Genomic DNA, 20,502 nt, shown 5'->3' with positions numbered 1-20,502 from the left:
CTGCGAAGGGCACACGTTCCGAGTGCGCCCCCACCGGCCGCGGGCGAGACTCGGACTACCCGGACGAGGAGCCTGCCGATGCGGACCGATCTATGACCACCGTGCTGGTGACGGGCGCGGGCGGCCCCGCGGGCCGTGCGCTCGGCAGCCAGCTCGCCGCCCGGGCCGCCGCCGGCGCCGACCTCACCTGGGTCGGGGTCGACATCACGCCCGTGACCGACCCGAACTACCCCGCCACCGACCTGGCACCCCGCGCCGACGCCTGGGACTACGCCACCGGCATGCGGGACCTGATCCTCAAGCACGCCCCCGACCTCGTGCTCCCCACCGTCCAGGACGAGCTGCCGCAGATCGCCGTCCTGGCCCAGGCGCTCGACCGGTCGTCCGACGGTGACGCCGCCACCGGTATCGGCGTCACCGGCAGCCCCGGCACCGCGAGCGCCGTCCCGGGGCCGTTCCCGGACGCCGTCGGCCCCGTGCTGACCCCCGACCCGGGACCCGCCGCCATCGCCGCGGACAAGCTGCTGACCATGCTCGCGCTCGACCGGGCCGGCGTCCCCGTACCGCGCTTCGCCCTGCCCACCGACTTCGGCGGCGTCGCCGAGGCCCTGGCCTGGGCCCGCGGGCCGATCGTGCTCAAGCCCCGCGTCTCGCGCGGCGGACGCGGCGTACGGCTCGTCGAGTCCCCCGCCGACCTGACCGACCTGACCGGCGCAGAGGACACTACCGGCGCGGACGGCACGGACGGCTCCGGCGAGGCCGCCTGGAGCGCCCTGGACGCCTCCTGGATCGTCCAGTCCTTCGCCCCCGGCACCGAGTACTGCCCGCAGCTGTACCGCCCCCGTACCGGCACCGGCACGATCACCGCCGTCGTCCTGGAGAAGACCGAGCTCAAGCAGGGCCGCGTCGGCAACGCCGCCGCCGTCGTCCGCCCCCGGGCGGGCACCCTGCCCGACGTCGAGCACGTCGCCCGCCGCGCCGTCGAAGCCCTGGGCCTGACCGGACCCGCCGACCTCGACATCCGCCGCGACACCACCGGCGCACCCCTCGTCCTGGAGATCAACGGACGCTTCGGCGCCAACAGCGACCACGCCCCCGAGCTGCTCGACACAGCACTCGCGCACGGCGGACACCCGCACGGGCAGCACCCGCACGGGCAGGCCCCGCACGGGCAGGCCCCCCGATGAACGAGGCCCTGGCAGCCGCCGTCCTCGTGTTCGGCGTGACCATCCTCGTCGTCGGCCTCGCCCGGCTGCTCATCGTGCCCTGCGCCCTCTGGTTCGAGGCCCGCCACCGCCGCCCGCCCGCCGGCACCCCGCCCCACGCCGCGACGATCTTCGCCTCGCCACCGGCCGCCCCACCGTCGGTCTCCGTCATCGTCCCCGCCTACAACGAGGGCGTCGTCCTGCAGGCCTGCATCCGCTCCATCGCCCGCAGCGACTACCCCGACTTCGAGATCATCTGCGTCGACGACGGCTCCACCGACGACACCTTCGCCCAGCTCCAGGCGCTCGCGGCCGAGCTGCCCCGCGTGCGCGCCCTGACCCAGCCGAACGCCGGCAAGGGCGCCGCGCTCAACCAGGGCCTGTCCCACGCCCGCGGCGAGGTGCTCGTGCTGGTCGACGCCGACGGCGTGTTCCGGCCCGACACCCTGCGCGAGATGGTCCGCGCCTTCGCCGACCCCCGCATCGGCGCCGTGTGCGGCGACGACCGGACCGTCAACCTCGACCGCGTCCAGACCCGCTACCTCGCCCTGGTCAGCCACGTCGGGACCGGGCTCGTGCGCCGCGCCCTGGACGTGCTGCGCTGCCTGCCCATCGTCTCCGGCAACACCGGGGCGTTCCGGCGCGACGTCCTGACCCGGACCGGACCCCTGCGCGAGGACACCGTCGGCGAGGACCTGGAGCTGACCTGGCGCGTCTACCGCGCCGGGTACCGCGTCGCGTTCGCCCCCCGCGCCCTGGTGCACGCCGAGTCGCCCTCCACCCTGCGCGGCCTGTGGAAGCAGCGCGTGCGCTGGGCCCGCGGCCTGCTGCAGTCCGTGCGCCGGCACCGCGACATGATCGGCAACCCCCGCTACGGCATCTTCGGCCCCTACCTCGCCCTGACCGTCGCCACCCAGGTGCTGCTGCCCGTGGTCCAGGTCGCCGCGTTCGTCGTCCTCGTGGTCCTCGCGTCCCTGGGCGACACCAGCGCCCTGCCCCAGACGGTCTGGGGCGTCGTCCTGTTCACCGGGCTCGCCCTGTCGGTCGTGCTGCTCCTCGTCGCCGTCCTGCTCGACCGCTCACCCGGCGACCTGCGCCACGCCTGGACCCTGCCGCTGTGGCCCTTCTACTCGGCCATGATGAGCCTGGTCATGCTCCGCGCGCTGTGGCTGGAGCTGAGCGGCGCCGACAACCGGTGGAACAAGCTCGACCGGACCGGCACCATCTCGATCGGCACGAGCCTCGACAACCCCATCGACACCTCCGCGGACACCCCCGTCGACACGACCCGCGACACCTCCGCGGACACCAGGCAGGACCGATGAACCAGCACCCCGCACGCGCCGTCGCGGCCACGCTCACCGGGCTCACCACGCTCGCCCTCCTGGGCGCCTGCACCGCCGACCCGATACCGCCCACCGTGGACCGCCCCCTGGTCCAGGCGGAAGAGGTCCACTCCTTCAGCTTCGGCATCGAGGACATCACCGACCCCGAACAGGACTGGGACGCCGTCCGCGAGAACCTCGACGCCGCCCACGTGAACATGGTGACCCTCGCCGCGGGCCGGGTCGAGTTCGTCGCGTTCGACTGGGAAGCGCACCCAGACGCCGTCGCCGAGGAGGGCCAGGACCACCTCGCCCGGGCGATCGACGAGGTCGCGCAGGGCCCCGACGGCGAGCTGCGCCGCGTCGACCTCCTGATCGACGCGCTGATCCCGGCCTGGATCAAGGAGGACCCGTCGGTGGGCGGCGTCGGCGAGGACGGCACCCGCTCCCTGTACACGCCGTCGGCCTCCGCGATCCTCGACGGGCCCGTCGGCGACCGGTACCTGGAGCTCGTCGAGGAGCTCGCCCGCCGCTACCAGCCCGACCAGATCACGTTCAGCGAGCTCAAGTTCGACGACGAGACGTTCGGCGAGGACGACGCCGCCCTGTACCGGGAGATGACCGGCGAGGACGACTGGCCCCGGGAGGCCGACGGCAGCATCCACCAGGACGCGCCCGAGATCGGCGAGTGGCGCTCGCAGGTCCTGGCCGACTTCCTGGACCAGGCCTCGGCCGTGCTGGACGACGTCGCGGCCGACACCGGGAAGCGGACCAACCTCGGTATGGACGTGCTGATCAACTGGGACGACCCGGTCACGGGGGTGCCCGACGCCGGCCTGAGCTACCCGGTGCTGGCCGGGTCCGCCGACCGGCTGGTGCTGTGGGGCTACCTCGGCATCGGGGACCACAGCCCGGAGGAGCTGGAGCAGGTCCTCGCGGAGCTGGCGGGCTCCGACATCCCGATGGAGCAGTACATCGTCTCGGTGGGCCTGTGGGACCTCAGCCAGCCCGACGACTCGATCTCGGCGGGGCTGATGGCCCGTGGCGTGCGCGCGGCGAGCACGAACGGCGTCACGGCGGTCAACGTCACGCCGTTCACGCTGATGACCCCGGAGCACTGGGGCGCGCTGGAAGAGGTGTGGACGACGCTTCCCCCGACGACGCCCTCGGTGGAGACCAGTGCTTCGGAAGGCTCAGGCTGACGCGGGTGCCCTCGCCGGGGGCGCTGTCCACGCTCACGCTGTCCACGGTCACCGTGCCGCCGTGCGCGGCCACGACCGCCGTCACGACGGGCAGGCCGAGCGTGATCCCGGGATTCTCGGGTGGTGTGCGGCGGCCGAGCGCCTCGGGCGGCAGGGCCGCCCCGGTGTCGGTCACCTCGACGACGGCGTCCGGGCCCGCACCGTGCACGCCCACCGTCACGGACCCGCCGCGCGGGGTGCGCCTGATCGCGGCGCCCAGCAGGCTGTCGACCGCGAGCGCCAGGACGTCCGGGTCGCCCGGCACCTGCACCGGCCCGGGTGCGTGGGCGGTCAGCGTCACCCCGGCGGCCCGCGCCGTCGGGGTAAGGTCCGTGACGCAGGTGCCCGCGAGCGCCGCGAGGTCCGTGTCGGCGCGGTCGAGGTAGAACGTGCCGGCCGCGAGCCGTGCGCTGACCAGCAGCTCGTCGACCAGGCGCAGCATGCGCCGCCCGTTGCGCTCGATGACCTCCACGTGCCGGCGCTGCTCGTCGGTCAGGGAGCTGATCCCGAGCAGCTGGGCGTACCCGATGACGGCGGTCAGGGGTGAGCGCAGCTCGTGACCGACCAGGCCGAGGTCGGCGTCCGGGGTGTCGCCGGGGGCGTTCACGCGTGGCCCAGCCCGCCGGCGATGTCGTCCGCGGTGACCGCGTGCGCCGGGGCCAGGCGCATCGTGGACCGCACGGTCTCCAGGGGTTCGGCGTACCGGCCCCGGGTGAACCGCGACCAGTAGCGGGCGGTGGCGCGCACGACGTCCTCGTCCATGTAGTCGCGGTGCGCCTGGGACGCGAAGGCGCGCAGCATGAGCAGCTTGGTCTCCAGGTGCTCGTCGATGTCCACGAACCGGTTGGGCTGGTACGCGATCGTGGACGACGGGCTCTGGAAGCACGCGAGGTCGGCCACGTCACGGGAGGCGACCTGCACGGCCTGGTGCACCGCCCGGTGGTCCTGGTGCCGGTCGTGGTTGGTGTGGGTGTAGACCTGGTCCGGGCGGAACTCCCGGATCACCTCCTCCACGGCGGTGATCGGTCCCGAGGCCGGGTCCAGGTGCGTGTCCTCGAACCCGAGGTGGATCAGCTGGGCGCCCACGATCTCCGCGGCCTCCTGCGACTCCCGGCGGCGGGCCTGCGTGTCGCCGCCCACGGACCCGCCCGACATCGTCAGGATCACGAGCCGGTCCCCCGTGCCGGCGTGCGCGGCCAGGGCGCCGCCCACGCCGATCTCGACGTCGTCCGGGTGGGCGCCGACCGCGAGGATCGTGCGGCTGCGGGTCGCGGCCCGCCGGTCGCGGCCGCGCCGCACCAGGGTCGTGGCCCGCTCGACCAGCGTGGCCACGTCGACGGGCTTGACCAGGAAGTCGTCCACGTCGCCGCGCAGGGCGCCGACGGCGTAGTCGACCCGGTTGTGCGCCGTCAGGACGATGATCGGCACGCCGACGGCGAGCCGGTGCACCTCGGGCAGGATCTGCAGGCCCGAGCGCCCGGGGAGCTCGACGTCGATCACCACGAGGTCGAACTTGGCGCCCTGCAGGGCCGCCAGGGCGCTCTCCGCGTCCCCGGCCAGGACGACGTCCACCCCGGCGTGCTGGGCCAGGACGGTGCGCGTGAACTCTCCCGCGTCAGGATCGTCCTCGACGACCAGCGCGGACCACGCGGGGGACGAAGAGCCGGCCACGCCGTCGGTCATACGTCCTCCTCCATGCAGGAAGCCACCCGCCCCTTGGTTGCCCTACCTGTAAGAACGGTAGGCACGAAACCCGTGGTGCGCCTGTCGTCGCCGCACCTCACCCCCGTGTCACCCCCCACGTCACGCCCGTGTCACCCCCTCCTCACCCCGTGCTCACCCGCTGCGCGAGGGCCACGGCCGGGCGGGATCGGGACCGGCCGTGGCACGATGAGATCCCCCGGAAGGACGGGCACATGCGGATGACACTCGGCACGGCAGTGCGGGCAGCAGCCCGATGAACCGGCGGATCCTGGTGGTCGACGACGACGAGGCGATCCGGGACGTGGTGCGCACCGGACTGGAGGTCGTCGCGGGGTGGACCGTGCGGCTCGCCACCAACGGGGCCGACGCGCTGACCATGTGCGCCGCCGACCCGCCCGACGCGGTGCTGCTGGACGTCATGATGCCCACGATGGACGGCCCGTCCACGTTCGGGCGGCTCCAGGACGAGCCACGCACCCGCAGCGTGCCCGTCATCTTCCTGACCGCGAAGGTCCAGCCCGCCGAACGCCGCCAGTACGAGGGCCTCGGGGTGGCCGGGGTGCTCGCCAAGCCGTTCGACCCCCTCACCCTGCCCGACCAGATCTCCGGCCTGCTGGGGTGGCGCGACTGACCGGGTGACCCGCGGGTGATCTGCGGGTGATCTGCGGGTTAATCTGCGCGTTCGCCGGGGGTGACCTACGCTCGGGCCATGGGGCCGCGGCGCGACGCTGCGCAGTCACGGGACGGGTTTCTGCGCTGGTGCTGGATCGCCGGCGTGCTGCTCGTGCTGCTCGTCCTCGCCCTGTCCAGCCTTCTGTCCCAGCCCATCCGTGAACAGATCTCCATGGCGGCGATCGCCGGGGCGGGCATCGTGGCCGCCATCAGCTGCGGGCACCGCGCCGTCCTGTCCGCGGGCCGGCGCCGCCGGGCCTGGGGCCTGCTCTCCCTCGGCGCGATCGTGGGCCTGGCCGGAAACGTCTACTCCGGCCTGGTCGGCGACCCCGCCACCGGTGACGTCGCCTACATCGCGGCCCTCCTGCTCGGCGTCATCGGCCTGTCGCTGTTCCCCGCCGTGCGCCCCCGCGGCCAGGAGCTCGTGCGCATGCTCCTCGACAGCGCCGTCGTCGGCGGCTCGGTCCTGTACATCGCGCTGTTCGCCGTGGCCCTGCAGGCCGAGACACCGCAGGCCGACCCCGCGCTGACCGCGTACGCCCTGCCCGTCGTCGACGCCCTGCTGGCCACCCTCGCCGTCCAGGTCATGACCCGCTCCAACACCGCCGAACGCGTACCCCTCGTCCTGGTCGGCGGCGGGTTCGTCCTGTACGCCGTGGCCGACGTCGCGTTCGCCCTCCTGCAGGCCCAGGGCGGCTTCACGTTCGGCAGCCCCGTCGACGCCGGCTGGGTCGGCGGCTACCTCGCGATCGCGCTCGCCGCACGCCACCCCGCGGCGTCCGGCGCCCCCGTCGTGGGCCGGCGCGAGGCCGGCACGCCCGTGCTCGGCACCGTCGTCACGTTCAGCCTGTTCCTCGCCGCCGCCCTGGTCCGCGTCGCCCAGTCCGGCGACCACGCCGTGCCCTGGGTCGCCAACACGCTCTGGGTCGCCGTGCTCGTAGCCGTCGTCACCCGCCAGATCCTCGTCGTCGTCGACAACGAGTCCCTGCGCCACGGCCTCGAACGCCGCGTCCAGGAACGCACCGGCCAGCTGCGGTCCCTGGCCAGCGAACGCGAACGCACCCTGGAGTCCGTGGCCGACGGCATCTACGGCGTCGACACGACCGGCCGCGTCACCTTCGTCAACCCGGCCGCCGCCTACACCCTCGGCGCCACCGTCTCCGACCTCGTCGGCCACGACGCGCACGCCACCTTCCACGCCCCCGCCCACGACGGCACCCCGCTGCCCGCCGACGGGTGCTACATCGCCGAGGCACTGCGCGACGGCGTCACCGTCACCGCCGAACAGGACCTCTACCTGCGCCTGGACGGCAAGGAGGTACCCGTCGAGGTCACCGCCAGCCCCCTGCGCGACGACGGCGTGATCCGCGGCGCCGTCGTCGTCTTCCGCGACGTCACCGAACGACGCGAGGTCGAACGCATCAAGGACGAGTTCGTGTCCGTCGTCAGCCACGAGCTGCGCACCCCGCTGACCGCCATCCGCGGCGCCCTGACCCTCCTGGACAGCAACGCCCTCGCCGACTCGCCCCAGCAGGCCGACCGCATGGTCCGCATCGCACTGACCAGCAGCGAACGCCTCAGCCGCCTGGTCGACGACATCCTCGACACCGAACGCCTCGAGGCCGGCACCACCCAGCTCGACCTCGCCGACCACCACGTCGACACCCTCGTGGCCGCCGCCATCGACCAGGTCTCCGTCCTCGCCGACGACGCCGGCGTCACCCTCGAGGCCGAGACCTCCCCCGAGATCGTCCGCGCCGACCCCGAACGCATCGTCCAGACCCTGACCAACCTCCTGGGCAACGCCGTCCGGTTCTCCCCCGCCGACTCCACCGTGCGCGTCAGCGCCCAACCCGTCGGCGACCTCGTCGAGCTGCGCGTCGACGACGAGGGCCGCGGCATCCCACCCGACAAGCTCGAGGCGATCTTCGGCCGCTTCGAGCAGGTCGACGCCTCCGACACCCGCGAACGCGGCGGCTCCGGCCTCGGCCTGACCATCGCCCGCAGCATCGTCGAACGCCACGGCGGCCGCCTGTGGGCCGTCAGCCAGGGCGAGGGCACCGGATCCAGCTTCCGGTTCACCCTGCGCCGCGCCGCACCCCACCCCCTCGGCCCCGTCCGCGCCCCCGACACCGCCGGCTCACCCGCCCAGGCCACCCAGGTCGTCGTCGTCGACGACGACCAGTACGTCGTCGACGTCCTGCGCACCGTCCTGGAGGAACGCGGCTACGAGGTCGTCGGCCTCACCGACGGACAGGCCGCGCTCGCCGTCGTCGAGGACGAGCACCCCGCCGCCGTCGTCCTCGACCTCGCGATGCCCGGCACCAGCGGCGCCGAGGTCCTCAGCCGCCTGCGGCAGTCCGCCGCGACCGCCGACGTCCCCGTCGTCGTCCTGTCCGCCACCCGCCCCCACGACGCCCTGGAGACAGCGGCGCTCGCGGACGACTGGCTGGTCAAGCCCGTGGACCCCGAGCGCATCGTGGAGACCGTGCGCGACGTGATCCGCCGCCAGCCGCACCACGGCCGGGTGCTGCTGGTCGAGGACCACGAGGACCTGCGCACCGTCCTGGCCACCGTGCTGCGCAACGCGGGGCTGGTGGTGACCACCGTCAGCGCCGTGGACGAGGCCCGCAGCGCCCTGGCCCACGGCGCCGACCCGGACCTCGTGGTGCTCGACCTGACCCTGCCCGACGGCGACGGCCGGGAGCTCGTGACCGACCTGCGGCGCGACGGCCGCCTGCGCCGGGTGCCGCTCGTCGTCTACTCGGGGGCCGAGGTCAACCCGGCGGAACGCGACGACCTGCGCCTGGGCAGCACCGTCTTCCTGACCAAGGGGCGGGCGGCCCCTGACGCGGTGCTGCACTCCGTGCTCGACCTGCTGGACGCCGCGGCCGGCCGTGCCGGCGACGTCGGACGGCCCGACCCGCAGGATCCGCCACTCCCGCAGGATCCGCCCGACCAGCCCGACCAGCCCGACCAGCACCCCACCGGCACCCGACCGTGAGGCCTCGATGACCAATACCCTGACCATCCGTGTGAGCTCTGGCAGCGGCACGGGGCGCACGCCCCTGGCCGCCTTCGACTCCGCCCTCGCCGCCGCCGGCGTGAGCGACTTCAACCTGGTGCGGCTGAGCTCCATCGTCCCGCCGGGTGCCGCCGTGCGGGAGGTCGAGGGACGCGACCAGCTACGCGGGGCGCACGGGGACGTGCTGTTCTGCGTGTACGCCCAGGCGCACGCCTCCTTGCCGGGGCACGAGGCCTGGGCGGGCATCGCATGGTCGCGGCACGAGGACGGCAGCGGGGCGGGCCTGTTCGTCGAGCACGAGGGGCCCTCGCACGAACAGGTCTCGGCGGACCTCACGCACAGCCTGCAGGACCTGTCCGCGACCCGCGAGAACCGGTACCACCCGGAGGGCCGCCAGGTCGCAGGCATCACCTGCGTCACGATGCCGGTGTGCGCCGTGGTCGTGGCGACCTACCGGCACGTGGGCTGGCAGGAGCTCCACCGTGGCTGACGTCGCCTTCGAGAAGGTCGTCGACGGCGCCGAGGCCGAGGGCTTCTGGGACCTGTACGTCCAGGCGTTCGAGCCTCTGCGCACCCGCGCCGCCGCCCGGCACGTGCTGTACCGCGAGGAGTTCGACGCCGAGATGACCGACCCGCGCGTGACCAAGCTCCTGGCCCGCGACGAGCAGGGCGAGCCCGTCGGGCTGACCACCCTCGCGACGGACCTCGCCGCGGTGCCCTGGGTCAGCCCCGAGTTCTTCGCCGCCCGCTACCCCGAGCACGCCGCACGCGGGGCCCTGTGGTACATCGGGTTCACCCTGGCGCACCCCGGGCGGCGCGCCACCCGCACCTTCATGGACATGATCGACGCGCTCGTGGCCCACCTCGCCGCCAACCAGGTCGTGTGCGCCTACGACGTCTCCCGGTTCAACGACGACTCGCTGCGCTTCGCCGACAACCTGCGCCGCCACCTCGAACGCACCCAGGACGTCACGGTGGAGACCGTGGACCGCCAGGCGTACTACGCCACGACGTTCCACTGACCCGGGCCGTGCCGGGCCGTCTTACCGGGTCCAACACCGTGAGACCGGGTACCGTGAGGTCGTGGCTGCACGTAAGATCCCCGGCAATTTTCCGAAGCTCACCGTGGACGTCCCGTCCGACTTCATGCAGCGCGCCCGGTCGTTCGCGACCCGCGCCGCTATCGTCGCGGCCGCCGTCCCCGCAGCGGTGGCCGTCGCCCTGACCGCGACCGACATGGTCCGACGGCGCATCCACCCGCTCACGGCGAAGTTCCCCACCGAGAAGCCGCTCACCGAGCACATCGACGAGACCGCCACCACGGTCTACACGTACGGGGCCGACCTGTACGACGCGATGCTCGAGGCGATCCGCGGGGCCCGCACCAGCGTGATGCTGGAGTCGTACATCTGGAAGAACGACGAGGTCGGCCAGCAGTTCAAGCAGGAGCTGATCGACGCCGCCGCGCGCGGCGTCGACGTCTACGTCATCTACGACGGCTTCGCGAACCTGGTGGTGCCCTACTCGTTCTACCGCTTCCCGCCCAGCGTGCACACGCTGCGCTTCCCCGCGCTGCGCCCCGGCATGACCTACCTCAACGTCCGCAAGTCCGGGCGCGACCACCGCAAGATCCTCGTGGTCGACGACGAGATCGGCTTCGTCGGCGGGTACAACATCGGCTCCCTCTACGCCACCCAGTGGCGCGACACCCACGTACGCCTCGAGGGCCCGTCGGTCTGGGAGCTACGCAACGCGTTCGTCGACTTCTGGAACCGGCACCGCAAGCCGCGCCACCCCATCCTGTCCGACGTCGGCTCCAGCACCTGGCTCCCGCACCTCAAGGCCGCCCGCAACGCGCCGTCCGAGCTCGTGTTCCCGATCCGCGGCCTGTACCTCGACGCGATCGACCGCGCCACCCACCACGTGTACATCACGCAGGCCTACTTCATCCCGGACCACGACATCCACGCCGCCCTCCTCGCGGCGGCCGCCCGCGGCGTCGACGTCCGGGTCCTGGTCCCGCACCGCTCCAACCACGTGGTGGCCGACTGGCTCGCCCGCGGCCAGTACGCGTCCCTGCTGCGCGGCGGCGTGCGGATCTTCCTGTACGAGGGCGCGATGGTGCACGCCAAGACCGCCACCATCGACGGCAGCTGGACCACCATCGGCACCGCCAACATCGACCGCCTCAGCCTCACCGGCAACTACGAGGTCAACCTCGAGATCGTCGACCCCGGCCTGGCCGCCCGCATGGAGGACGTGTTCGCCATGGACCTGTCCAACGCAAGCGAGCTCACCCTGGCCCAGTGGGAGGAACGCGGCGCCGTGGCCAAGATCGGCGAGTACCTCCTGATCCCCCTGCGGCCCCTGCTGTAACCCCCGCCGGGACAGCACTCCCCGGCCGTCCCGTCAGACCGTCCCTTCAGACCTCCAGCGACTCCCCCGGCGCCAGCCGCACGTACGTGTAGTCACCGCCGAGGCGCGCCGTGTCCAGCCACCGCCCCACGTTCCCGTGCCCGATCTCCGACAGGAACACGTCGTGGATCGGCACCACCGTGGCGGCCGGGACCGCCCGCGCGAAGTCGATGAACTCCGCCGTCCGCAACCACGGCGCCGCCACCGGAACCAGCAGCACGTCCAGACCCCCCTCCGGCAGCGCCGCCGGCACGTCGAACGAGTCACCCGGGTGGAACACGCTCGCCCCGTCGGCCTCGACCAGGTACGTCACGTTCACCGCCCGCGGGATCTCCGGATGGATCAGCGCATGGTCCCCGCCGCCCACCGTGACGCGCGCACCACCGGCCTCCAGCACCTGACCGGGCGTCGCCTCGTGCACCCGGTCCGCCGGGGCACCGGCCTCGCGCAGGGCGCTCGCTGCCGGTCCGGTGGACCAGACCTGGGTGTCCGGGTGCGTGGTGAGGTGCTCGACGACGGCGGGCGCGTCGACGTGGTCGAAGTGGTCGTGGGTGATCAGGATCGCGCGGGCGCCGGTGAGGGCGGCGTCGGTGTCGCTGAAGGTGCCGGGGTCGATGACGAGCGTGCCGTCGCCGTCGGGCAGGGTGCCGGGCAGGCGGAGGGAGACGCAGGCGTGCCCGTGGAAGGTGAGGTGCATGCTCGCAGGCTACGCCTGCGTCCTGGCAACAGCAGGCCGTCTGGTCGGGGTGCGTGGCACCCCGCGCCAGACGGCTCAGGAGTTGGTGCGGCGGGCGGGTCAGACGGCGGAGCGGGCGGCCCTGCGCTGGGCGAGCTCGTCGCCCTCGACCTCGGGGACCTCGTCGGACTCGCCGGGTTCGAGCGTCTCGGTCGGCATCTGGGCCAGGGTGCCCTCGATCTCGCGCCAGACGCGTCCGACGGCGATGCCGAAGACGCCCTGTCCGCCGGCGACCAGGTCGACGACCTCGTCCGGGGAGGTGCACTCGTACACGCTCGCGCCGTCGGACATGAGGGTGATCTGGGCCAGGTCCTCCACGCCGCGTTCCCGCAGGGCCGTGACGGCGGTGCGGATCTGCTGGAGGGAGACGCCGGTGTCGAGGAGCCGCTTGACGACCTTGAGCACGAGGATGTCGCGGAAGCTGTACAACCGGTGGGTGCCGGAACCCGTGGCGGGCTTGATGCTCGGCTCCACGAGCCCGGTGCGGGCCCAGTAGTCGAGCTGCCGGTAGGTGATGCCGGCGATGTGGCACGCGGTCGTGCCCCGGTAGCCGGTCGTGGCGTCCTGTTCCGTCAGGTCCTCACCGAAGAGGAGACCCTGAGCGCCGTGCGGGACCGTAGCGCGTGTGGCTCTCTCACCGCTGGTGTTCACTGTGCCTCCTGGGGTGTCGTGACCACGCTATGGCGCGTCGAAGGTGATTTCAAAGATGCGCGCCGTGAAACGTCTCGGCGTGTCGCGGTTGGCCCGCTTTTCACCCGGTCCGGCCACCACCCTGACCGCCCCCGCCGGGCGGGCCGGAGAAGTCCTCCGGCGTGACGTGGTCGAGGAAGTCACGGAAGCGTTCGACCTCCGCCTGCTGGTCGACGTCGACGATCTCGACGCCGGCCAGGGCGACGATCTCGGCGGAGCACAGGACGGGGCTGCCGGTGCGCACGGCCAGCGCGATCGCGTCGGAGGCGCGCGAGTCGAGGTGCACCCCGTTGCTGAGGACGAGCTCGGCGAAGTAGATGCCGCCCTCCAGGGCGACGATCTCGACGCGTTCGAGCGCGACCCCGACGGCGCCCAGGACGTCGCGCAGCAGGTCGTGGGTCATGGGCCGGGGTGTGGCGAGGCCGGCCTGGGCCATGGCGATGGCGCTGGCCTCACGTGCGCCGATGACGATGGGGATGGCCAGGTCGGCGGCAGTGTCGAGCAGCAGCACGACGATCTCCTGATCGCGTTGCTGCTGTCGCACGCCGAGTATCTCCACCGGGACCATCGGCACGTCGTCCGGCCTCACGCTTTTACCGTAAGGCGTCCTGGTACCCCTCGTCGCGCGCTCGGGTCAAATTCCTGGTCACGGGCCAGTCCGTCGACGGCAAAACGGGGGCCGCGGCGCGGGCTGGGGCTCAGCCGAGGTCGTCGATGCCCTGGCGTACCCAGGCGGTGTGCAGGCGGGTGAACAGCTCGCCCATCTCGCCGGCCATGCTCGCGGCGCGGCCGCGGCCGGCGCTGGCCTGCTGGCTGCGCAGTGGTGCCACGACCTGGTCCACGAGCGTGACCTGCCGGTCCGCGGCGGTGCGGAAGGTGCGCAGGTGGCGTGGTTCGACGCCGAACTCAGCCAGGGCGCCGGCGATGCGGGCGACCTCGACGGCGCTGGGGCCGAACGTGCTGCCCGTGGCCGGCAGGAGGCCGGCCTGGGCGAGGCTGAGCACGAACTCCTCGGTGACGCCGGCGGCCTGGGCCACGGCGGGCGCGGTCCAGCGGCGGCGGGCCGGTGACCCGGCGGCGGCCAGGCGTGGTGCGGGGTGCTCGGCCGAGTCGGGGTCGGCGTCCATCGCGGCGAGGCGTTCCTTGATCACCTTCAGCGGCATGTAGCTGTCGCGCTGCTCGGTGAGGACGAACCGCAGGCGCTCGACGTCGGCCTGGCTGTACTGGCGGTAGCCCGACGGCGTCCGCACGGGGTCGATCAGGCCCTGCTCCTCCAGGAAGCGCAGCTTGGAGTGCGAGACGGAGGGGAACTCCTGGCCCAGCGCACGCAGGACGTCGCTGATGCGCATCGTGGCCTGCCGGGAGATGCCCCGGGGCCAGGGCGCGTCGAGGTCCGCGTCATGGCCGTGCTCACGGTCACGGTCGCGTGCGGCGCCGGTCGTCACGGGGCGGGCGTTCCCGGGCCCCACTGGGCCGGCGACTGCGGGCTGGCGTGGAAGGTCAGGCGGAACTTGCCGATCTGGACCTCGTCGCCGGTCACGAGAGTCGCGGCGTCGATCCGGCCCCGGTTGACGTAGGTCCCGTTCAGGGAGCCGATGTCGCGCACGACGAACGAGTCGCCCTCGCGGACGAACTCGGCGTGCTTGCGCGACACGGTCACGTCGTCCAGGAAGATGTCCGCCTGCTCGCTGCGGCCCGCGACCGAGCGGCCGGTGTCGAGCAGGAACCGGGCGCCGAAGCCCGGACCCCGCTGCACGATGAGCAGGGCCGAGTGCCGCGGGAGGGCGGCGACGGCGGCCGCCTCCTCCGGGCTGAGGGCGGTGCGGGGCGCCTGCTCGTCGGAGGTCGGGAACGCGATGCGACCCAGGTTGGCCGTGGTATCGGGCCCGACCGGATGGGCGCTGGGGTCCGTCATCAGGTCTCCTCGGGTGCGATGTAGATGAAACTGGGGTGACTACGTTGGGACAACGGCCGGGGCAGCGTCCGGGTTCCACTCAACCTACCCCGATCGGGGTGGTGGCGAAAACCAATGTCAGGAACCAACCCGGATAAAACTACCCACGTCCCGGGAGTTCCGCATGCTGGTTCGCCAGGTTGGGTCCGAATGGGTGTCCGGGCAGGTCAGGATGGGGGTCGGGGTCACTTCCCGGCGTCCGGCTCCACGGGCTCGGCGTGCTCCGGCTGGCCCGGGATCCGGACGGCGTCGACGTCGACCTGGTCGGCCCGGGTGGTGGTGGCCTCGCCACCCTCCTCGCGGATGCGGGGCAGCGCTCCCCCGGGGATCTCCAGGGCGCGGTCGATCGTGTCGGGGTCGCCGATCGCCGTCCACTCGTAGGGCGAGGCGATGGCGGCGCCGTCGAGCACGACGCCGCCGCCGGAGTCCACGAAGTAGCTCGTGGTGACCAGGCGCTTGCCGTTGACCTGGATGGCCTCGGCGCCGGCGTTGCGCAACTCCTCCAGCAGATTGAACAGGGCCTGCGCCTCCAGCGGCTTGGCGCCGTCGGTCACGTGGATCTGCACGCCCGGGCCCTGCGCCGGGAGCCGGCCCGACAGGATGCCCTCCTGCTCGGCGCGCTGCTCCGCGAGGTCGCGGGCCGCCTGGTCGCGCCCGTCCTCCGACTGCAGGTCGTCCCGGATCGTCTCCAGGTCGCCGACCTCGGCGTCGAGCTGGTCGGCGCGCTGGGTCACCTCGTCCAGGAGCCGCACCAGCTCGTCCTGCCGCAGGCTGCTGAGCTGGTCCCCGGTCGACTGCCCCACCTGCACCGCCAGCGCGAACCCGAGGGCCAGGCACAGCAGACCCGTCAGCAGCTCCGAGCGCGTGCCGTGCGGGCGCAGCAGCTGGAGCACCCGCCGCCAGCCGGACGGCGGCTCGGCGGGCGCGGACGCCTCGGCTTGTTCGGCCGGTTCTGTTGGTTCTGTTGGTTGGGCGTCGGCGACGGGCGCGTCGTCGGCAGGGTGGTCGGCAGGGTGGTCGGCAGGGTGGTCCGGCTCGGCCGTCTCGGCCTGCTCGGTCTCGGGGGTCTCGGGGGTCTCGACAGGCTCGACCTGCGGGGGCTCGACCTGCGGGGTCTCGACAGGCTCGACCTGCGGGGACTCGGCCTGCGGGGGCTCGACCCGCGCGGGCTTGTTCGAACCGCTCTTGTCGGGCTTCGCGCCCGCCCCGTTCTTTTCCTTGCTCATGCTCACGCCTTGAAGATGTGCCGGCGGATCGAGGCTGCGTTCGAGAAGATCCGGATCCCGAGCACCACCACCACCGCCGTGGACAGCTGGCTGCCCACCCCGAGCTGGTCACCGAGGAACACTATGAACGCGGCGACCACCACGTTCGACAGGAACGACACGAGGAACACCTTGTCGTCGAACAGCCCGTCGAGCATCGCCCGCAGGCCGCCGAACAGGGCGTCCAGCGCGGCCACCACCGCGATCGGCAGGTAGGGCTGCAAGATCAGCGGCACGGTCGGCTGCAGCACCAGCCCGGCCACCACACCGATCACCAGCCCGACGATCGCGATCATCCGTTGTCCTCCTCGGATCGGTCCTGTGTCGTGCCGGACTCCGGCACCTTCGCCCACCGCAGCGTCGGGGAGCCCGCACCGGGCAGGTACATCCCCTCGCTCGTGGTCACCTCGTTCTTGATGTCGTACTCCGCGCTCAGCAGCTGCAGGAAGCCCAGCCCCGCCGACCGCGCGAACTCCACCTGCATGTCCTCCGCGTCACCGACCGCCTCGATGCGGTACGTCGGCCCGTTCAGCGGCTGCAGGTCCACCAGGATCGCGTCACCCGCGTTCCGGATCGCCGAGAGCGACGTCAGCCGCTCGTCGTTGATCGCCACCGCCTCCGCACCCGCCGCCCACAGCTCGTTGACCACGAACTGCACGTCCGCGTCCCGCACCCGCGACTCCGCCGGCGCGTCCCCCGGCTCCACCAGCCCACCACCCGAACCATCCGTCAGCGACACCACCAGGCCCGGACCCTCTACGGGCACCGCCCCACTGACCAGCCGGTCCAGCTGGTTGACCTCCTGCAGCGCCGACGGCAGCAGGCCACCGGTCTGCAACCCCTCCACCTGCGCGCTCAGCGACGCCGTCTGCCGCGACAACGCCTCCACCTGCGCACTGCGGTCCTGGATCTGCTCCATCAGCACCGACCGCCCCTTCGCGATCGTCGGCTGCGGCGCCCGCAGGTCCCGCACCGCCACCGCCGTCGCCGCCCCGAGCAGGATCGCCACCAGCAGCATGACCACCATGCTCCGCACGCTGCGCCCGGCCGCCTGGCCCTCCTCCGCGCGACGCCGCGCCATCAGCGCGTATCCCGGGTCCAGGGGGCGCTCGGTCACCTCCCGCAGGAGCGTCATCGACTCGTCCGGACGCCGCGGCGCCGCCGGAACCGTCATCCCGCGGCCACCAGCCGGCGCACCTGCGCCACGTACTGCAGACCCGCCAGCCAGTACAGGCCCACGCCCCACCACGTGAACGCCCAGCCCACCACGTGCGCGGCCGCGCCCACCCAGCCGGGCATCTCCGCCAGCAGCAACAGGGGGAACGCGTACAGCAGGGCGAACGTCGCCACCTTGCCCACCATCGTCACGTTCAGCGTCCCGTACCCGAGCCGGGCCAGGACCGGCACCGTCAGCGCCAGCAGCACGTCACGCGCCACGATCGCCAGCACCAGCCACAGCGGCACCACCTCACGCCAGGCCAGACCGATCAGCGTCACGAAGATGAACAGCCGGTCCGCGAACGGGTCCAGCATCTGCCCCAGCCGGGTGACCTGGTTCAGGCGACGGGCCAACACACCGTCCAGCCAGTCCGACACACCCGAGACCGCCAGCACCAGCAGCGCCCAGCCGTCCTCGCCCACGACGACCAGCACCGCGAAGACCGGCACGAGCGCCAGCCGCACCATGCTGATCACGTTGGGCACGGTCAGCACCCGGGAGCTCATCTCCGCCCCAGTGGACACGCTCACCGCCCTTGCTCACGCCGGTTCGTCTCGGCCGCCATACTACGGGGCGACCGTTGCGTATACGCACGGCACGCCGGTCAGCGCGACCAGCACCACCCCCTGCGTCACCCCTCTCCCACCCCTCCGTCACCCCCGTGACACCCCCCGCAACACCCAGCCTCCACCCACACCGACACGCCCGGCAACACCCGCCCCGCAACGCCCTCACCACGCACGACATCACCCGCGTGCTGCACGTCACGCTCCATACCTCTGTGCTCAAGGCGCTCGCAGCCGATACAGTGGTGCAACATCCCCTTGGAGTTCGTCGTCTTCCCGTGTGTGCACGCAAAGTGCGAGACAGGCCCGCAGCCTCGGTTGCGGGGAAGGTGTGTCGGGAGCGCGCGACGCGAGGGCCCTCACCTCGGCCCTGACTCCCCCACCCCACGACGAACGGTGCAGCACTGCATGTCTATCGACACCCATGACCTGATCGCGCCTGCCGACCAGCAGGAGACCGCTCAGGTCACCGCCGACTCCGGCGACCAGGTGGCCCCCGAGGCCACCACCCCCGAGACCGAGGCCGTCCAGGACCCGGCCCAGCCGGCCCCCGAGGCCCAGCCCGCTCCGGCTGCCGAGGCCCCCGCCGAGCCCACCGGCCCGACCTTCGCGAGCCTCGACCTGCCCGCGCCGCTGATGGCCGCCATCGAAGAGCTCGGCTTCGTCACCCCCTCGGCCATCCAGGCCCGCGCCATCCCCGAGCTGCTCGCCGGCCGCGACATCACCGGCGTCGCCCAGACCGGAACCGGCAAGACCGCCGCCTTCGGCCTCCCCCTGCTCGCCGCCGTCGACCCCGCCCTGCGCAAGGTCCAGGCCCTCGTCCTGACCCCGACGCGCGAGCTCGCCATGCAGGTCGCCGACGCCATCGAGTCGTTCGCCAGCAAGATGAACGACGTCCGCGTGCTGCCCGTCTACGGCGGCGCCCCCTACGTGCCCCAGCAGCGCGCCCTGCGCGACGGCGTCCACGTCGTCGTCGGCACCCCCGGCCGCATCAAGGACCACCTCGAGCGCGGCGCCCTGCGCCTCGAGGACATCCGCTTCCTCGTCCTCGACGAGGCCGACGAGATGCTCCGCATGGGCTTCGCCGAGGACGTCGAGGAGATCTTCGGCCAGGCACCCGCCGAGCGCCAGGTCGCCCTCTTCTCCGCGACCATGCCCCCGGCCATCCGCAAGGTCGCCGACCAGCACCTCACCGACCCGGTCCAGATCGCCGTCACCCGGCAGGCCTCGACCGTCACCGCCGTGCGCCAGACCTACGCCGTCGTGCCCTTCCGCCACAAGGTCGGCTCGCTCGCCCGCGTCCTGGCCACCTCCGACGCCGACGCCGCCATCGTCTTCACCCGCACCCGCGGCGCCGCCGAGGACGTGGGCTCCGCCCTCATCGAGAAGGGCATCTCCGCCGCCACCATCTCCGGTGACGTCGCCCAGAAGGAGCGCGAGAAGATCGTCGAGCGCCTCCGCTCCGGCGCCCTCGACGTCCTCGTCGCCACCGACGTCGCCGCCCGCGGCCTCGACGTCGACCGCATCGGCCTCGTCGTCAACTTCGACGTCCCCGGCGAGCCCGAGGCCTACGTCCACCGCATCGGCCGCACCGGCCGCGCCGGACGCACCGGCGAGGCCCTCACCTTCGTCACCCCCCACGAGCGCGGCAAGCTCCGCTCCATCGAGCGCACCATCCGCGCCCAGCTCGAAGAGGTCGACATCCCCTCCCCCCGGGACGTCTCGGCCCACCAGGTCAAGCGCGCCCTCGGCAAGGTCGAGGCCCGCCGCGAGGCCGGCCGCCTCGACATGTACACCGAGATGATCCGCACCTACGCCCAGGAGAACGACGTCGACCCCGTCGACGTCGCAGCCGCGATGGCGGCGCTCGCTGTCGGCGACGACGGCCCCCGGGCCCGTGCGGAGCAGGAGGAGTACGAGCGCGAGCGTGCCGAGGCCAAGTCGGCCGCCGCCCGCCGCAACGCCCGTGAGGGTGACCGGCACGACCGTTCCGGCGACCGCCCGTCGCGCGGCCGGACCGAGGGCGACCGCGGCATCCGCCGTCCGGCCCGCGGCACCCGGTACCGCATCGCCGTCGGTCACACGCACGGCGTGCAGCCGGGCGGGATCGTCGGCGCGCTGACCGGCGAGGGTGGCATCACCGGCGCCGACGTCGGCAAGATCGACATCTTCGGCAACTTCTCGCTGGTGGACATCATCGCGCCGCTGGACAACGAGGCGCTGGACCGCCTGGCCCGCGCCCGCGTCGCCGGCAAGCCGCTGCGCATCACGCTGGACCGCGGCGCACCGCGCGGCGGCGAGCGTGGCCCGCGCACCGGTGGCGACCACCGCCGTCCGGACGGCGACCGTGGCCCCCGCGGCCGTGGCCCGGCCCACTACGAGGCCCGCAGCAGCCGCTGACCCGCTGCCGGCGAGATAGAACCAGGGCGAGATAGAACCCTGGCGAAGTAGAACTGGGGCGAGATAGAACCGCAGCGTATGCGGT

20 protein-coding genes are annotated in these 20,502 nt (G+C 72.9%); 9 read left to right on the top strand and 11 right to left on the bottom strand.

What is annotated here, in order from left to right; all coding sequences use genetic code 11:
* The first annotated feature begins 92 nt into the window (after positions 1–92).
* From ACFU5G_RS13060 to ACFU5G_RS13050, 3 genes are read left to right on the top strand one after another with little or no spacing between them, the layout of a single operon-like run.
* Complete coding sequence (locus ACFU5G_RS13060; RefSeq protein WP_377244810.1) at positions 93–1,187, top strand: acetyl-CoA carboxylase biotin carboxylase subunit family protein; 1,095 nt, start codon at positions 93–95, stop codon at positions 1,185–1,187.
* On the top strand, positions 1,184–2,530 hold the full coding sequence (locus ACFU5G_RS13055; RefSeq protein ID WP_377244807.1) for a glycosyltransferase: 1,347 nt from the start codon (positions 1,184–1,186) through the stop codon (positions 2,528–2,530). The genes ACFU5G_RS13060 and ACFU5G_RS13055 overlap by 4 nt, the downstream gene beginning before the upstream one ends.
* On the top strand, positions 2,527–3,732 hold the full coding sequence (locus tag ACFU5G_RS13050; protein WP_377244804.1) for a hypothetical protein: 1,206 nt from the start codon (positions 2,527–2,529) through the stop codon (positions 3,730–3,732). Before ACFU5G_RS13055 ends, ACFU5G_RS13050 begins: the two co-directional genes overlap by 4 nt.
* Here ACFU5G_RS13050 and ACFU5G_RS13045 read toward each other — a convergent pair.
* The gene (locus tag ACFU5G_RS13045; RefSeq protein ID WP_377244801.1) at positions 3,626–4,378 is read right to left on the bottom strand and encodes a sensor histidine kinase; all 753 of its coding nucleotides are present in this window, start codon (positions 4,376–4,378) and stop codon (positions 3,626–3,628) included. The two genes, ACFU5G_RS13050 and ACFU5G_RS13045, sit on opposite strands and share 107 nt — an antisense overlap.
* The gene (locus ACFU5G_RS13040; RefSeq protein WP_377244798.1) at positions 4,375–5,454 is read right to left on the bottom strand and encodes a PIG-L family deacetylase; all 1,080 of its coding nucleotides are present in this window, start codon (positions 5,452–5,454) and stop codon (positions 4,375–4,377) included. The genes ACFU5G_RS13045 and ACFU5G_RS13040 overlap by 4 nt, the downstream gene beginning before the upstream one ends.
* A gap of 274 nt (positions 5,455–5,728) precedes the next feature.
* Between ACFU5G_RS13040 and ACFU5G_RS13035 the strand changes: the two genes are divergently transcribed.
* From ACFU5G_RS13035 to ACFU5G_RS13015, 5 genes are all read left to right on the top strand, one after another.
* The gene (locus ACFU5G_RS13035) at positions 5,729–6,106 is read left to right on the top strand and encodes a response regulator (RefSeq protein WP_377244796.1); all 378 of its coding nucleotides are present in this window, start codon (positions 5,729–5,731) and stop codon (positions 6,104–6,106) included.
* A 78-nt stretch (positions 6,107–6,184) separates the two neighbouring features.
* The gene (locus ACFU5G_RS13030) at positions 6,185–9,151 is read left to right on the top strand and encodes a response regulator (RefSeq protein WP_377244793.1); all 2,967 of its coding nucleotides are present in this window, start codon (positions 6,185–6,187) and stop codon (positions 9,149–9,151) included.
* Between the two features lie 31 nt (positions 9,152–9,182).
* A complete protein-coding gene (locus ACFU5G_RS13025) occupies positions 9,183–9,662 on the top strand; it encodes a pyruvoyl-dependent arginine decarboxylase (RefSeq protein ID WP_377244790.1) in 480 nt (159 codons plus the stop codon).
* Positions 9,655–10,194, top strand: a complete 540-nt coding sequence (locus ACFU5G_RS13020) for a hypothetical protein (RefSeq protein ID WP_377244787.1) — start codon at positions 9,655–9,657, stop codon at positions 10,192–10,194. The genes ACFU5G_RS13025 and ACFU5G_RS13020 overlap by 8 nt, the downstream gene beginning before the upstream one ends.
* Positions 10,195–10,255: 61 nt before the next feature.
* Positions 10,256–11,548 (top strand): phosphatidylserine/phosphatidylglycerophosphate/cardiolipin synthase family protein, encoded by a 1,293-nt coding sequence (locus ACFU5G_RS13015; protein ID WP_377244784.1) that lies wholly within the window; start codon positions 10,256–10,258, stop codon positions 11,546–11,548.
* Between the two features lie 46 nt (positions 11,549–11,594).
* On the opposite strand, the gene ACFU5G_RS13010 is transcribed toward ACFU5G_RS13015, so the two are convergent.
* From ACFU5G_RS13010 to ACFU5G_RS12970, 9 genes are all read right to left on the bottom strand, one after another.
* Positions 11,595–12,284 carry an MBL fold metallo-hydrolase gene (locus ACFU5G_RS13010; protein WP_377244781.1) on the bottom strand — a complete coding sequence of 230 codons (690 nt, stop codon included), beginning with the start codon at positions 12,282–12,284 and terminating at the stop codon, positions 11,595–11,597.
* Between the two features lie 99 nt (positions 12,285–12,383).
* Positions 12,384–12,974 carry a MerR family transcriptional regulator gene (locus ACFU5G_RS13005; RefSeq protein WP_121382435.1) on the bottom strand — a complete coding sequence of 197 codons (591 nt, stop codon included), beginning with the start codon at positions 12,972–12,974 and terminating at the stop codon, positions 12,384–12,386.
* A gap of 100 nt (positions 12,975–13,074) precedes the next feature.
* Positions 13,075–13,581, bottom strand: a complete 507-nt coding sequence (locus ACFU5G_RS13000; protein WP_121382433.1) for a bifunctional nuclease family protein — start codon at positions 13,579–13,581, stop codon at positions 13,075–13,077.
* Positions 13,582–13,711: 130 nt separating this feature from the next.
* Positions 13,712–14,458: a MerR family transcriptional regulator gene (locus ACFU5G_RS12995; protein WP_377244778.1), complete on the bottom strand. Its 747-nt coding sequence runs from the start codon at positions 14,456–14,458 to the stop codon at positions 13,712–13,714.
* On the bottom strand, positions 14,455–14,928 hold the full coding sequence (locus ACFU5G_RS12990) for an FHA domain-containing protein (RefSeq protein WP_020015374.1): 474 nt from the start codon (positions 14,926–14,928) through the stop codon (positions 14,455–14,457). The genes ACFU5G_RS12995 and ACFU5G_RS12990 overlap by 4 nt, the downstream gene beginning before the upstream one ends.
* Before the next feature lie 224 nt (positions 14,929–15,152).
* A complete protein-coding gene (locus ACFU5G_RS12985; RefSeq protein ID WP_377244775.1) occupies positions 15,153–16,193 on the bottom strand; it encodes a DUF881 domain-containing protein in 1,041 nt (346 codons plus the stop codon).
* 2 nt (positions 16,194–16,195) lie between these two features.
* Entirely contained in the window at positions 16,196–16,528 is a 333-nt protein-coding gene (locus tag ACFU5G_RS12980; protein WP_020015376.1) for a small basic family protein, read from the bottom strand.
* A complete protein-coding gene (locus tag ACFU5G_RS12975; protein WP_377244773.1) occupies positions 16,525–17,406 on the bottom strand; it encodes a DUF881 domain-containing protein in 882 nt (293 codons plus the stop codon). Before ACFU5G_RS12975 ends, ACFU5G_RS12980 begins: the two co-directional genes overlap by 4 nt.
* Positions 17,403–17,981: a CDP-alcohol phosphatidyltransferase family protein gene (locus ACFU5G_RS12970; protein WP_377244770.1), complete on the bottom strand. Its 579-nt coding sequence runs from the start codon at positions 17,979–17,981 to the stop codon at positions 17,403–17,405. Before ACFU5G_RS12970 ends, ACFU5G_RS12975 begins: the two co-directional genes overlap by 4 nt.
* A gap of 444 nt (positions 17,982–18,425) precedes the next feature.
* Here ACFU5G_RS12970 and ACFU5G_RS12965 point away from each other — a divergent pair, with 444 nt between their 5' ends.
* A complete protein-coding gene (locus ACFU5G_RS12965) occupies positions 18,426–20,417 on the top strand; it encodes a DEAD/DEAH box helicase (protein WP_377244767.1) in 1,992 nt (663 codons plus the stop codon).
* Positions 20,418–20,502: the final 85 nt, after the last annotated feature.

It is taken from the genome of Promicromonospora sp. NPDC057488 (genome assembly GCF_042802395.1).
GTDB lineage: Bacteria > Actinomycetota > Actinomycetes > Actinomycetales > Cellulomonadaceae > Promicromonospora.
The sequence above is the reverse complement of the archived record's forward strand: the minus strand, read 5'-3'. Positions and strand labels throughout refer to the sequence as shown.